At 71.6% G+C, this 12,588-nt stretch carries 13 protein-coding genes; 5 read left to right on the forward strand and 8 right to left on the reverse strand.

Annotated elements, in window-relative coordinates; translation table 11 throughout:
- Positions 1-326: 326 nt before the first annotated feature.
- Together C463_RS05855 and C463_RS05860 are read right to left on the reverse strand one after the other, a co-directional pair.
- Entirely contained in the window at positions 327-1,394 is a 1,068-nt protein-coding gene (locus C463_RS05855; RefSeq protein WP_008441943.1) for an mRNA surveillance protein pelota, read from the reverse strand.
- A 25-nt stretch (positions 1,395-1,419) separates the two neighbouring features.
- Complete coding sequence (locus C463_RS05860; protein ID WP_008441944.1) at positions 1,420-2,616, reverse strand: DUF4013 domain-containing protein; 1,197 nt, start codon at positions 2,614-2,616, stop codon at positions 1,420-1,422.
- Between the two features lie 234 nt (positions 2,617-2,850).
- On the opposite strand from C463_RS05860, the gene C463_RS05865 reads away from it, so the two are divergent.
- From C463_RS05865 to C463_RS05875, 3 genes are all read left to right on the forward strand, one after another.
- Positions 2,851-3,267 carry a hypothetical protein gene (locus C463_RS05865; protein WP_008441945.1) on the forward strand — a complete coding sequence of 139 codons (417 nt, stop codon included), beginning with the start codon at positions 2,851-2,853 and terminating at the stop codon, positions 3,265-3,267.
- On the forward strand, positions 3,264-4,199 hold the full coding sequence (locus tag C463_RS05870; protein WP_008441946.1) for an alpha/beta hydrolase: 936 nt from the start codon (positions 3,264-3,266) through the stop codon (positions 4,197-4,199). Before C463_RS05865 ends, C463_RS05870 begins: the two co-directional genes overlap by 4 nt.
- A 555-nt stretch (positions 4,200-4,754) precedes the next feature.
- Positions 4,755-5,066, forward strand: coding sequence for an MTH1187 family thiamine-binding protein (locus tag C463_RS05875; RefSeq protein ID WP_008441947.1), 312 nt, complete (start codon positions 4,755-4,757; stop codon positions 5,064-5,066).
- Between the two features lie 45 nt (positions 5,067-5,111).
- Here the strand turns inward: C463_RS05875 and C463_RS05880 are convergent, their stop codons facing one another.
- The 4 genes from C463_RS05880 to C463_RS05895 form a co-directional block, all read right to left on the reverse strand.
- A complete protein-coding gene (locus tag C463_RS05880) occupies positions 5,112-6,620 on the reverse strand; it encodes an RtcB family protein (RefSeq protein ID WP_008441948.1) in 1,509 nt (502 codons plus the stop codon).
- A 97-nt stretch (positions 6,621-6,717) separates the two neighbouring features.
- On the reverse strand, positions 6,718-7,260 hold the full coding sequence (locus tag C463_RS05885; protein ID WP_008441949.1) for a hypothetical protein: 543 nt from the start codon (positions 7,258-7,260) through the stop codon (positions 6,718-6,720).
- 67 nt (positions 7,261-7,327) lie between these two features.
- Positions 7,328-7,771, reverse strand: coding sequence for an archease (locus C463_RS05890; RefSeq protein ID WP_008441950.1), 444 nt, complete (start codon positions 7,769-7,771; stop codon positions 7,328-7,330).
- Entirely contained in the window at positions 7,768-8,580 is an 813-nt protein-coding gene (locus C463_RS05895; protein ID WP_008441951.1) for a DUF502 domain-containing protein, read from the reverse strand. Before C463_RS05895 ends, C463_RS05890 begins: the two co-directional genes overlap by 4 nt.
- A 177-nt stretch (positions 8,581-8,757) precedes the next feature.
- Here C463_RS05895 and C463_RS05900 point away from each other — a divergent pair, with 177 nt between their 5' ends.
- On the forward strand, positions 8,758-9,231 hold the full coding sequence (locus C463_RS05900; protein ID WP_008441952.1) for a GNAT family N-acetyltransferase: 474 nt from the start codon (positions 8,758-8,760) through the stop codon (positions 9,229-9,231).
- A 103-nt stretch (positions 9,232-9,334) separates the two neighbouring features.
- On the forward strand, positions 9,335-10,558 hold the full coding sequence (gene hmgA / locus C463_RS05905) for a hydroxymethylglutaryl-CoA reductase (NADPH) (RefSeq protein ID WP_008441953.1): 1,224 nt from the start codon (positions 9,335-9,337) through the stop codon (positions 10,556-10,558).
- 19 nt (positions 10,559-10,577) lie between these two features.
- Here the strand turns inward: hmgA and C463_RS05910 are convergent, their stop codons facing one another.
- Entirely contained in the window at positions 10,578-10,889 is a 312-nt protein-coding gene (locus C463_RS05910; protein WP_008441954.1) for a DUF2250 domain-containing protein, read from the reverse strand.
- 134 nt (positions 10,890-11,023) lie between these two features.
- On the reverse strand, positions 11,024-12,472 hold the full coding sequence (gene cofH / locus C463_RS05915) for a 7,8-didemethyl-8-hydroxy-5-deazariboflavin synthase subunit CofH (protein WP_008441963.1): 1,449 nt from the start codon (positions 12,470-12,472) through the stop codon (positions 11,024-11,026).
- Positions 12,473-12,588: the final 116 nt, after the last annotated feature.

Here is a 12,588-nt window from a genome sequence, read left to right on the forward strand (position 1 = left end):
AGCCTGCCGAAGCCTCAGCCGCTCGGCTGCACGTGACCTCCGAGTCTGCGGTGACCGTCTCCAAAGCCCCAGCCGCGAGGCGGGCGCACACTCGCTGCGCTCCTCAGTCGTTCGCTCTGCTCACTCCGTGCGGTGCTTACGTCGTCTGCGCCCGCCGCGCAGCTGCCCGTTTGAGTCCCACCCCGCACCGCCCCGCACAGCACCTCACACCTCCCCAGCCTCGTCGGTCGCCTCGCTCCGCTTCGGCGACCGGCTCCCTCGCGCGTGCTGCTCGGCCGCGGGGCGGCCTCGCCGGCACGCGCCGCCGCACTTCAGCTGTCAGCCGTTCACTGAAGCCGGTATCGGAGAATCGCCGCGATGCCGCCGAGGTTGGCGAGCTGCTCGCCGGGGGCGAACTCCGAGGAGAAGACGACCACGTCGCCGCCCTGCTGCTCGACCGACTCGATCACCGCGTTGACGTCGATGGTCCAGTCCCCGTCGCCCTGGCGCTCGGTGCGGAGGCGCTCGTCGACGACGAGCAGCGTCTCGACCGCGCCGAACTCGGCGGCCTCCGCGGTGTCGTCCGGACCGTACGTCGCCTTCTCGCCTTTCGCGATGTTCTCGGTCAGGTCGTCGATGAGGTTCGCCTCCTTCGAGATGCGGGTCTCCTTCTGGACCTCGTCGACCGCGCCGCGCTTGAGCACCTCGTGGACGCCGCGGTCGCCCGCCGCGGAGGTGTCGACGGTGGTGATCCGGTCGGAGAGGTCGCGGTACTCCTCGTCGACGTAGTCGCGCGCGTCGTTCTTCGTGAACCCCGGGCCGGCGAGGATCACGGCGTCGGCGTCGAGGTGCGCGAGCGCCTCGCCCAGCTCCGCGAACAGCTCTTCGCGCGGCCGCGAGAACTCGCCTTTCCCGGTCGGCTTCGTGAACGAGGCGTACTCCTCGGTGCCGTACTGCTGGACCGTGTGGACGTACGCCGCGCCCTCCTCGACGGTCGCGATGGCCACGTCAGGGTTCTCCGCGGCCTCCGTGGCCTCCTCCAGCCGCTCGGTCTGGTCCGGCTTGAAATGCTTCTCGACGGTTATCTCGTCGTGTTCCTCGACGTTGAGCGTGTGATGGGCGTTGAGCTGATCCTCCCGCGAGCAGCCGACGATGACGCCCGACACGCGGAGCCGGTTGGCGAACCGCGCGAACTCCACGTCCTCCACTCGGAGGGTGACGAAGATATGTTCGCGCTGCCCGCCGGTGTCCCGCATCTGGTCGTCGTTCCGCTGGATCCGCCGGGTGGTGTCGCCCTCGACGAGGTCCCCGGGTTCGAGGACGTGCGCGAGGTGCCAGAGGTCGTCGACGTTCTCGGGGACCAGCGTGAGCCGTTCCCGGCCCTCCTCGCCGTACCCCCGCTCGGAGATGCGCATGCCCGGGCGTTCGCTCGCGGCCGTATCAACTCTTGTCTTCCGCCTCGGCGAGCGCGGGATCCCACTCGAAGCCGTCGGTCGAATCGTCGCGGGCGTCGACCGAGTCGTCGCCGGCGTCGGCCGCCTCGACCCCGTCGATCGCGTCGGCCGAATCGGCAAGATCGGTCTCGGCGTCCCCCTGTTCGTCGACCGGAACGCCGCGACCGACCTGCACCGGGGCCGGCGGCTCGCTCCGGACCGGTTGCCCGCCGTCGCCCGACACGATGGGGGCCGGGGGGTCGTCGCGCGCGCGTTCGACTTTCTCGGTCGCGGCGGCGACACGGGCCGCGTCGGCGCCGCGAGTCGCCTCCGCGCCGCGAGTCGCGTCTGCGCGGCGAACCGTTCGGCTCCCGGAGCGCGCGGCGTCGCGGTCCGTCCGGACCGCCGCCTGCGCCTCGCTCTCCGTCTCCTCCGACGTGAGAGCGTCCGCCGCGCCCCGCCCGTAGAGCCCGTGCGCGACGACGCGAGCGAGGAAGGCGAGCGCGACGCCGCCGACCAGCGGCACCGTCGGGGCCGCGACGGCGTAACCGACCGCGAGCGCCCCGACCGCCAGCGTCCACCCGGTGGCGTACGGGCCGGTCGCGGCGACGCCGACCACCGTCCGCGGGTTCAGCCCGTCCCTGAGCCGGCCGGACGCGGCGAACGCGGCGAGCGCGGCGGGGCGGAGGTACGCGAACGCGAGGAGGTACGCGCCGACGAGCGCGGCGACGAGGCCGACGGCGACGACCGCGACGGCGGCCGGGCCGTTCGGACCGAGGGCGGACTCGACGGCGGCCGCGGTCGACCCCGGATCGACGGGACCGGCGACGAGCGCGGCGATGGCCCCTCCGACGACGGCGAGGCCCCCACCGAGGGGCGCCAGCAGCGCCGCGGACAGCACCGCGGACTTGACGCCGTCCCTGACCAACTCGCCCCAGTCGACGAGCGACGGCGCGCCGGCCGCGCCGCCGGAGCGCTCCTGCTGGATCGCGCCTCGCGTCACCCGGACGAAGTAGCCGCGCGCGACGAGCGACGGCGCGAGCGCGATCGGGGCCGCGACGGCGATAGCCGTGTCGACGAAGAGGACGCCGACGAGCCACAGCGACGCGAGGATCCACCCCAACAGGGTCACGGACCCGCCGACGAGGACGACGCCCGCGGTGTCGTCGGTTCGCGTCAGCGCCGTCGCGGCCGCGGTGAGCATGTGAATTGACAAAGGAACGGCAGCCGCATAAATGATACCCGGCCCGAGCGTTTATATCACTCCACGGAGTACAACCGACCGGCCGCGCGGGACAATCGTGTGCCTCTGACAACCCAACTGCGGCCGCCGTTCGGCGGTCGCCCCCCGTCCGCGGCTTTCGACCGATTCGCCCTTTCAGCGACATCCCGGTCGCGTGCCGGTACCGATTTATTACGCCCCGCCGACGGATCGGGTATGACCGGCGACGAGCGGACGGCGGATCTGGAGCCGGAACTCAGGAGCTACGGCGTCAGCGTCGAGTCGATCGACGAGGGCGACCCGCTGGAGCTGACGTACATGACCGCCTTCCCCGGCCGCGAGGTCCACCGCGGCGAGATCGGGCGCGCGCTCAACGCGCTCATCGACCAGGCCGAGGCCGACGAGTGGGAGCCCGTCCGCGTCGAGGGGACGGTCGTGCGGTCCCCCGGCGACGTCCTCGGCACCTGGCACGCAGAGGCCGAGTGGTTCGAGGCGCTCGCGAGCTACGAGATATCCGAGACGGAGTTCTCGACCCGGGTACTGGAGACCCTCAGCCACGAGCCCGGTGACGGGGATCTACCGGGAGACGACGACACGGGCGCTCCCGAGACCGACCCGGAGGCCGACCGGTGACCCGCCGCAAGCCTGTCAACCGGGCCCAGCGCCGGCTCGCGCGCCCGGCCCGCGAGCGGTTTGCCACCCGCGCGGTCGCGTTCGACGTCGACGGCGCGACCTGCCGCGGGACGCTGTACCTCCCCGGCGGCGACGCCGACGACCCCCCGGTCGTCCTGATGGCGCCCGGGCTCGGCGCGGGGCGGACCTTCGGCTACCCCGCCGTCGCGGAGCGGTTCGCCGACGCAGGCTACGCCGCCCTCCTCTTCGATCACCCGGAGTTCGGCGAGTCGGACGGCGACTCGCAGGCGGTCGACCTCGACCGCCAGCGAGCGGCGTACGAGGCCGCGATCGACCGCGCGAACCGCGTCGACGACACCGCCGACGACCTCGTCCTGTGGGGTGCGTCGCTGTCGGCCGCGCACGTCCTGACGCTCGCCGCGGAGCGCCGCGACGTCGACGCCGTCGTGGGGCTCGTCCCGATGCTCGACGGGCGCGCCATCGCCGTGCGGCGCGGCGGGCGGTACCTCCTCCGCTCCGGCGCCGCGGGGCTCCGCGACCTGCTCGGCCACCGGATCGGCCGCGGCCGCACCGTCCCCATCGTCGGCGGGACGGAGGAGTGCGCGGCGATAACCGAGCCCGGAGCAGAGCGGAAGTACATCGACCTCGTCGACCGCGAGTCGGCGTGGCGCAACGAGACGCCGGCGCGGTCGCTGCTCGGGCTCGTCGGCTACCGCCCGGTGACGCGGCTCGACGAGGTCGACGCCCCGACGCTGCTCTTGGCCGGCACCGACGACAACATCGTCGACGCCGACGCGGTCGCGGACGCCGGCGAGCGACTCTCGCGGGGGACCGTCGTCACCATGCCGGCGGACCACTTCTCGGTACTCGGCGACGACTTCGAGGGCGCGGTCGGCCACCAGTTGTCGTTCCTCAAAGACGCGCTGGAGTAATCCCTCAACGCGATTCGCTCTGACCGATCTGCGGTGGCGCGCGCCTGCGAGCGGTCGCCGCTGGCGACCGCGAGCAGCGCGTGCGAGGGAGTCGCGACCGAAGGGAGCGACGAGGCTGGGGAGGCGTGAGGCTGCGGTGCGGGGCGGGACTCAAAGGGGCAGTTGCCGGCGGCTTCGCCGCCGGCTGCCCGTGGCGCGTAGCGCCACGCTGCCGCGAGGACGAAGACGCGCGACGCAAGCACTGGAGGGAGCGAGCGCAGCGAGCGACTGAAGCGCGTGGTTCGAGAGAGCAAAGCTCTCTCGTCATCACGAAAGGCGCTCCGCGCCTTTCGAACGACAGCGAGCGCATCGAGTCCTCGCGGCTGGGGCTTTGGAGGCGTCCGTCGTCGTCGATCCACAGACAGAGGATTATAGCCGAACGGCTGGGGCTTCGGCGGTCACGGTCGTGACGAGAGCAGCGATCGATGGGCGACCGCCTACAGCCGGGGCCAGTCCCTCCCGACCAGTCTCGTTCTCCGACGACGAATTAAGTGACCACACCTCCCAGCCACGTCCATGACAGCCATCGCAATGCTGAGCGTCGCGCCGGTGATCGAGGGGAGCATGGGCGAGGAGGTGGCGAAGGCCGTCGCCGCGCTCGACGAGTTCGACGTGAGCTACGAGACCAACCCGATGGGGACCGTCATCGAGGCCGACGACGCGGAGACGCTGTTCACGGCCGCTGCGGCCGCCCACGACGCCGTCGACGGCGACCGCGTCTCGACGGTCCTCAAGATCGACGACAAGCGGACGAGCGACGGGACCGCCGCGGAGAAGGTCGACGCCGTCGAAGAACACCTGGGCCGCGAGGCGAAGCGGGAGAACTGACTCGGCGGGGCATCCGCCACGCCGGGCGACCGGCCGCGCCCGCCCTCACCCCTTGATGTTACAGACCGGGAACGTCCGCGCGACCTTGTCGCCGATGCCGAGTTCGTCGCTCACGCGGATCACCTCGTCGATGTCCTTGTAGACGCCGGGCGCCTCCTCCGCGATGGTGGCGCCGGACTGCGCCTTCACGTAGATCCGCTGGCCGTCCTCGAGGTCGTCCTGAACGTCGCCGCCCCAGAACTCCTGTTTCGCCTGCGTGCGGCTCATGAGCCGGCCGGCGCCGTGCGCGGTCGAGCCGAACGACACCGACATCGACTCGTCGCCGCCGCGGAGGACGTACGAGCCCGCGCCCATGCTGCCGGGGATGATGACCGGCTGCCCCACGTCGCGGTACGTCTCGGGCACGTCCTCGTTGCCGGCGGGGAACGCCCGCGTCGCGCCCTTGCGGTGGACGTACAGCTCTCGGTCCGCGCGGTCCACGGCCTCGTCGCCGACGGCGGGGAGACCGTCGGCGTCGACGCCGACCTCGTGGGTCTCCTTCTTCGCGATGTTGTGCGCCACGTCGTACAAGAGCTCCATCCCGAGGTCCTCGATCGGGTCGGCGTCGAACACCTCGCCGAACGTCTCGCGCGCCTGGTGGGTGATCAGCTGGCGGTTCACCCACGCGAAGTTGATGCACGCGCCCATCGCGCCGTAGTACTCCTCGGCAAGCTCGGAGCCGGCGGGCGCGGCCGCCAGCTCCTTGTCGGGCAGGTCGGCGAGCAGGTCGCCGTGTTCCTTCTCGATCCGGCGGAGGTAGTCGTTACAGGTCTGGTGGCCGAGCCCGCGACTCCCGCAGTGGATCAGGACGACGATGCCGTCCTCTTCGAGGCCGTACGCGTCGGCCACGTCCTCGCGGAACACGTCGGTGACGCGCTGGACTTCGAGGAAGTGGTTGCCCGAGCCGAGCGAGCCCATCTGGTTGCGCCCGCGGTCCATCGCCTTCTGGGAGACGTACTCCGGGCGCGCGTCGGGGCGACGCCCCTCGTCCTCGCAGCGCGCGAGGTCACTCTCGATCCCGTACCCCTCTTCGACGGCCCACTCGACGCCGCGTTCGAGTGCGCCCTCGATCGCGTCCGCGTCGCCGTCGATCACGCCGCCGCCACCGAGTCCCGACGGGACGGCCTCGAACAGCGCGTCGACCAGCTCCTCCTCCCGGCCGCGCACGTCGTCGTAGGTGAGGTTCGTCCGCACCATCCGGACGCCGCAGTTGATGTCGTAGCCGACCGCGCCGGGCGAGATGCAGCCGGTTCGGGCGTCGATCGCGCCGACGCCGCCGACCGGGAAGCCGTACCCCTGATGGCCGTCGGGCATACAGAGCGCGGGTTCGACCATCCCGGGCAGGTGGGTGGCGTTCTTCAGCTGCTGGAGCGAGTCGTCGTCGCCGATCTCTTCGAGCAGCGACTCGCTGGCGAGGACCCGCGCGGGGACGTTCATGTCGCCCTCGCGGGGGATCTCCCAGACGTGTTCGCGCACCTTCTCCAGTCGGATCCCGTCGAACTCGCGCGTGGTCATACCCGCCGTTCGACGCGGGGGGGCAAGGGCGTTGCGTCAGCGGTCGCGGGTGCGAGCGCGTCCCCTCGGAGGCGATTCTGGTCGCCCGCCCGCGATCTCACCGGTCGACCGGGTCGATCGGGAGCCACCCGATCGCGCCTTCCGCGAGCGTGAACGCGGCGAAGACCCGGCCCAGAACGAGCCCGTACAGCAGGTGCGCGACCGCGATGACCGCGCCGAACTCGAAGCTGGCGGTCAGCCCCGGAACGGGGAGCGTCGGCACCGGCAGCGCGGTCGCGCCCTCGATCGCGATGGCGGCCGGCAACAGCAGGCCGCCGGTGAGCACGCCCAGCAGCGCGGAGTGGACCACGCCGAGCGAGAGGCAGCCGCCGACGTCCCCGCGCAGCTCCGCGAAGAATGGGCGGTCGAAGAGGGCGACGAACAGCCCGCCGAACAGCGCGCTGTTGAACAGGTGGACGGCCCACCCCGCGAGGACCGTTTCGATCCCGACCAGCGCGCCGATCGTCGGCATGAGTCCGAGCCCGAAGTGTAACACGGCGCCCATCGCGGCGCCGGCGATCACCCCGCCGACCGCTCCCGCGCGCCACCGCCGCTCCCCGATCGTCGGCTCGCTCCCGTCGCTCCGCTCTGAGTATGACATACGTTACCAACGAACTCGACAAGTATAATGATTCCTCACGGAGTACTGCGCGGGCGGTCTCGCGGCCTCACACGTCGAAGACGACGTACGCGTACCACTCGTCGCCGCGCCGTTCGAGCGCCATCTCGGAGTAGGTGACGGCCTTGATCTCCCGGGCGGCCATCGCGTCGAGGGGGACGCCGCGCGCGCTGGCCGCGAGCCGCCACGCGTCCGGGTCCGCGGAGTCGCTCCCCCGGTCCGCCCCGCTCGGTTCGACGACCGAGCAGCGGTGGTCAGCCGGGAGGACGCCCCGAACGTCGCGCTCGTAGATCAGCCGGTCGAGGTAGTCGAACAGCAGCGCCTCGCGGCTCTCGGCGGCGACTTCGATCTCGAACCGGTCGCCGGCCGCCGGCACCGACTCCGCGCTCGCGGCCGTGAGCCCGTCCGCGACCGACGCGAACAGCGCCGAGAGGGTGTCGGCCCTCGCCTCGACGGCGACGTCCGCGGTGTGATCGCGGAGTTCGTACGTCATCGGTCGCCGCTCCGTCGGCCGGTCTCGTCGCGGGGGTCTCCGTCCCGCTCCGAGCGTTCGTCCGACTGGAACCGGGCGTCGATGGTCCGCTCCGGCGCGCCGGCGCGGAGGTCCTCCGGGTCGACGTCGTCGAGGTCGGCGGCGACCTCCTCCAGCGCGACGCCGCTCGTGACCAGCGCGCGGATCCCCTCGTCGACCGTCAGCTCCACGTCGACGATCTGTCGCTCCGGGACGAAGACGACGTGGCCGCCCATCACCGGGTTCGGCGCCATCGGCATGAACAGCGTCCGCATGCCCCCGCCCTCGCTGTCCGCGTGGTCCGCGATCACGGCGGGCGTCTCGCTCGTGACGAACGCGAGGGTGTACGTATCCTCGGTCGGGAACTCCACGAGGACCACCTCGCGGAAGTTCCCGCCGTCCGACTCCAGCATGGCGTCGCTCATCTGTCGGAATCCCTGGTAGACGGAGCCGACGCCGGGCACGCGCTCGACCGCCTCGTCGACGTAGTCGACCGCGCGCTCGCCGTACCGCGAGGACTCGACGGCGGCGCCGAGAAGGAGGATGACGGCCACGAACACGACCGGCGTCGCGATCTCGATCGCGACTTCGCGGGAGACCGCGCTTATCACCGGCAGTCCGGCCCCCGGAGAGACGGCGACGACGGCCGACGAGAAGGCGTCGAGGTAGTCGTACACCGCGTTGAACGCGAACGCGAGGACGACCAGCGTGATGATCGCGGGGACGATGACGGCGACGCCGGTGAGGAACGCCCGCCGGAGCAACTCGACTCCCGACGACTCGTCGGTCATTCATCCGTCTCCACGCGCGACCGCGACAAAATCGTTTCCGTCGGCTGTCCCGGCTGCCGACGACGGCCCGCTCTCCGCAGACCGGCGGTCGGTAACCCCCTCGCTGGCGGCGTAACCGCCCGCAACGGTCCCCGCTGGCGGTGGAGTTATATTCCGTCCACGTGTTAGATCATCGCAGTGAGCGTCAACGTCGAGAAGCGGACCGATCCCCCCGGCGAGTCCGACTACGCGACCGCCGCGTGGGAGCTCAAAGAGCAAATTCGGTCCGCCGAGGGGGTCCTCCGACAGCGACGCGGCTTCTTCGTCGACGCGTACCGCCGGTCGACCGCCCACCTGCTCGTCGAGAACGACCGTCTCGCCGCGTTCGCCTCCGTCCGGCGCGACGGCTACATCCTCTTTCTTGCCGTCCACCCCGACCACCGCGGTCGCGGCCACGCCGAGCGGTTGATCGCCGACGTCGCGGAGAACCACCGGTCGGTCACCTGCCACGCCCGCACGACCAACCGACAGGCGCTCGGCTTCTACGAACACCTCGGCTTCGAGGTGATCCGCCGCATCGACGACTACTACGAGGACGGCGGCGACGCCTACTACCTCAAGCTGGGCGGCGAGTCGCTCCGCGAGCGGCTCTCCGGATTCGTCGGGCGATAGGTGGTCGATTTTCCGGACGACGCGGTCTCCGAACGCCGCGGGTCCGACCCCCGAGGGTCCCGGAACCGACACTACTTAGCGCACGCCGCGAGGAGAGGACGGCATGTCGCAACCGACTCCCGCGGACCTCGCGGCCCGGGTCCGCGACGGCGACCTCCGCTTCCACGAGCTGGAAGACCACGCCGACGCCGACGCCGCGGCCGCCGCGCGCCGGCTGCTCGTCGCGGAGGCGACCGACGCCGACCTCGACCCGCTCGGCGAGTACGCGTTCGACGCCGCGGCGGTCCACGGCTCGAACATCGAGAACACCCTCGGCGGCGTCCAAGTCCCGATCGGCGTCGCCGGGCCGGTGACCGTCGACGGCGGCGCGGCCTCGGGCGAGCGGTACCTGCCGCTGGCGACCACCGAGGGCGCGCTGGTCGCGTCGATCAACCGCGGCTGCTCCGTCGTCGACGACGCCGGCGGCGCGACGGCGCGCGTGACGGAGAGCGGGATGACCCGCGCGCCCGTCTTCCGGGTCGCGGGCGTCGCCGAGGCCGAGGCGCTCGTCGACTGGGTGCGCGACAACGTGCCCGCGTTACGCGAGGCCGCGGAGTCGACGACGAGCCACGGCGAACTGCTCGACGTGACGCCGTACGTCGTCGGCAACAACGTCTTCTGCCGGTTCCGCTACGACACCAAGGACGCGATGGGGATGAACATGGCCACCATCGCGACCCGGGAGGCCTGCGACGTGGTCGAGGCCGAGACGGAGGCCTCGCTCGTCGCGCTGTCGGGCAACCTCTGTTCGGACAAGAAGCCGGCCGCGATCAACGCCGTCGAGGGGCGCGGGCGCTCGGTCGTCGCGGACGCGACGGTCCCGCGCCAGGTCGTCGAGGAGCGCCTCCACACGACCCCGGAGGCCATCGCCGAGATCAACACGCGGAAGAACCTCGTCGGCTCCGCGAAGGCGGGCGCGCTCGGATTCAACGCGCACGTCGCCAACGCGGTCGCGGCGATGTTCCTCGCGACCGGGCAGGACGAGGCGCAGGTCGTGGAGGGCGCGAACGCGATCACCACGGCCGAGACGACCGCCGACGGCGACCTCTACGTCTCCGTCTCGCTGGCGAGCCTCGAAGTGGGGACGGTCGGCGGCGGGACGAAGCTCCCCACACAGCAGGCGAGCCTCGAGATCCTCGGCGTCGCCGGCGGCGGCGACCCGGCCGGAAGCAACGCCGACGCGCTCGCGGAGTCGATCGCGGTCTGCGCGCTCGCCGGCGAACTGTCGCTGCTCGCGGCGCTCGGCTCCCGCCACCTCTCGTCGGCGCACGCGGAACTCGGGCGATAAGCGCCGCGACCTCTCCCTTTCAATCGGACCAGCGCGGGCAGTCGTCGCGGAGCGCCTCGCGCCCCGCGTCGGTGAGGCGGTAGGCGGCCTCGCCGGTCACCCGCTCGACGAGTCCGGCGTCCCCGAGCGCGTCCAGCCGCGACTCGACGTGGTCGGCGTACAACCCCGTGTTGCTCGCGACGAACGCCGGGTAGTCCGTCCCCACGTCGTCGAGGTACGCCAACAGCCGCTCGTCGGAGCGCGTGAGCGACGGCGCGTCGAGGCCCTCCCCGCGGTCGTCGCCGTCGCTCCCCGCCGACCGATCGGCCGGCCGTGCGTCGGGTGCGGTCATCTCACACGTGATAACGTGTGACACAATAAAGGGCATACCGGGGGTTCTCACTCGATGAGAGTCGTCGGCGGTCGCGCGGAACGTATTCGGTCGCCCCCCGATCTGTCGGCGCGGAATCGGTCGGTGACGCGAACTCAGTCGTCCGCGTCGGCCGGGGACGTTCCGGCCGCGTCGCCGCCGTCCGACGAGCGGTCCGGGAGCATCGGCGAGCCGTCTGCGCGCGGGCCGAGCCGCGGGCCGTGCGGGCCGTCGTCGGGGTCGATCCGGCGCCGCGTGCGGTAGTCGGTGGAGCGCTCGACCGGGGTCCGCCCGATCGCCGTTATCATCTCGACGTAGTCGTCGAACGAGCGGTACTCGCCGTACTCGCCGCCCGCGCGGCTGGTGATCTCCTCCGAGAGGATGGTGCCCATGAAGTCGTCGGCGCCGCAGTTGAGCAGCTTCAGCCCGTGGGCGTCGCCCGACTTCACCCACGACGCTTGGACGTGGTCGACGTTGTCGAGGAAGAGCCGCGCGACCGCGACGACGAGCTCGTCCTCGGCGCGCGAGGGACCGGAGTCGACGACGCCGCGGCGGTAGAGGGGGGTGTTCTGGTGGATGAAAGAGAGGGGGACGAACTCCGTGATCGCGCCCGTGCGGTCTTGGAGGTCGCGAATGACCTTCAGATGTTCGGCCCTGTGGGCGACCGTCTCGACGTGGCCGTACATCATCGTCGAGGTGACGTCGAGGCCGGCGGCGGCCGCGCCCTCCATCGCGGCCACCCAGTCGTCGGTGCGGATCTTCCCCGGGCAGATCACGTCGCGGACCTCGTCGACGAGGATCTCGGCGGCGGTGCCCGGCGCGGAGTCGAGCCCCGCGGCCGCCAGTTCGCTGTAGGCGGTCTCGTACGTCCAGTCGGTGCCGCGGGTCGCGTGGTACGCCTCCTCCGGGGTCATCGAGTGGAGGTGGACGCCGCCCACCGACATCGCGTCCATCTGCTCGACGTAGGTGCCGGGGTCGGTCGCGTACCGCTCGGGCGGCTTGTAGTTCACCTCGCTGGCGGGGTCGTCGTACGCGGCGAGGATCTCGTGATGTTCCTCGTTCAGCGCGAACGCGGGGTGGAGCCCCGAGACGGAGCAGACCTCGTAGACCCCCATGTCGAGGGCGTCCTCGACGACCGCGCGCGACTCCGCGGGGGGCTTGGTGAAGCCGGCGTGTTCGACGTCGCTGTCGGCCTCGAACGCGTGCGCGGAGTCCTTGAAGTTACAGAACAGGCAGCCGGTGTTGCAGGCCGTGGTGACGTTGTTGTTGAGGTTGGCGACGAAGGTGACCTCGTCGCCCACCTCCTCATGCCGGCGGCGGTCGGCCGCCTCCAGCACCGCCTCCTTGCGGACCGGATCGATCTCCGCGGACTCCGTCCCGGTGGCGAGCAGTTCCGTCGCGTCGTCGACCGTCAGCCGGACGCCGTCGCGGGCCTTCGCGAGCGCGTTCTCGAACGACTGGTCGGTCGCGGGCGCTGCGAAGTCGAACTCGTTCGCGTCGCTCTCGCTCCCGCTGTCCCCGCCGCCGTTCGATCCGCTCGCGCCGGAATTGCCCCCCGAACTCATCGCCTAACGCTCTCGGTTCCACCCTGATAAACGGGCGGGTCGAGACAGGCCTCGAGTGGTAACTGGACGATTGAACAGAGCTGTGGCGCGCGCCTCCGAGCGGCCGCCACCGGCGG

Origin of the sequence: Halorubrum californiense DSM 19288 (assembly GCF_000336875.1) — an archaeon.
GTDB classification, from domain to species: Archaea; Halobacteriota; Halobacteria; order Halobacteriales; family Haloferacaceae; genus Halorubrum; species Halorubrum californiense.

Coding starts and splice junctions, on each gene's coding strand:
- C463_RS05855 (WP_008441943.1), bottom strand. CDS start 1,394: ATGCGCATCTCCGAGCGGGGGTACGGCGAGGAGGGCCGGGAACGGCTC.
- C463_RS05860 (WP_008441944.1), bottom strand. CDS start 2,616: ATGCTCACCGCGGCCGCGACGGCGCTGACGCGAACCGACGACACCGCG.
- C463_RS05865 (WP_008441945.1), top strand. CDS start 2,851: ATGACCGGCGACGAGCGGACGGCGGATCTGGAGCCGGAACTCAGGAGC.
- C463_RS05875 (WP_008441947.1), top strand. CDS start 4,755: ATGACAGCCATCGCAATGCTGAGCGTCGCGCCGGTGATCGAGGGGAGC.
- C463_RS05880 (WP_008441948.1), bottom strand. CDS start 6,620: ATGACCACGCGCGAGTTCGACGGGATCCGACTGGAGAAGGTGCGCGAA.
- C463_RS05885 (WP_008441949.1), bottom strand. CDS start 7,260: ATGTCATACTCAGAGCGGAGCGACGGGAGCGAGCCGACGATCGGGGAG.
- C463_RS05890 (WP_008441950.1), bottom strand. CDS start 7,771: ATGACGTACGAACTCCGCGATCACACCGCGGACGTCGCCGTCGAGGCG.
- C463_RS05895 (WP_008441951.1), bottom strand. CDS start 8,580: ATGACCGACGAGTCGTCGGGAGTCGAGTTGCTCCGGCGGGCGTTCCTC.
- hmgA (WP_008441953.1), top strand. CDS start 9,335: ATGTCGCAACCGACTCCCGCGGACCTCGCGGCCCGGGTCCGCGACGGC.
- C463_RS05910 (WP_008441954.1), bottom strand. CDS start 10,889: ATGACCGCACCCGACGCACGGCCGGCCGATCGGTCGGCGGGGAGCGAC.
- cofH (WP_008441963.1), bottom strand. CDS start 12,472: ATGAGTTCGGGGGGCAATTCCGGCGCGAGCGGATCGAACGGCGGCGGG.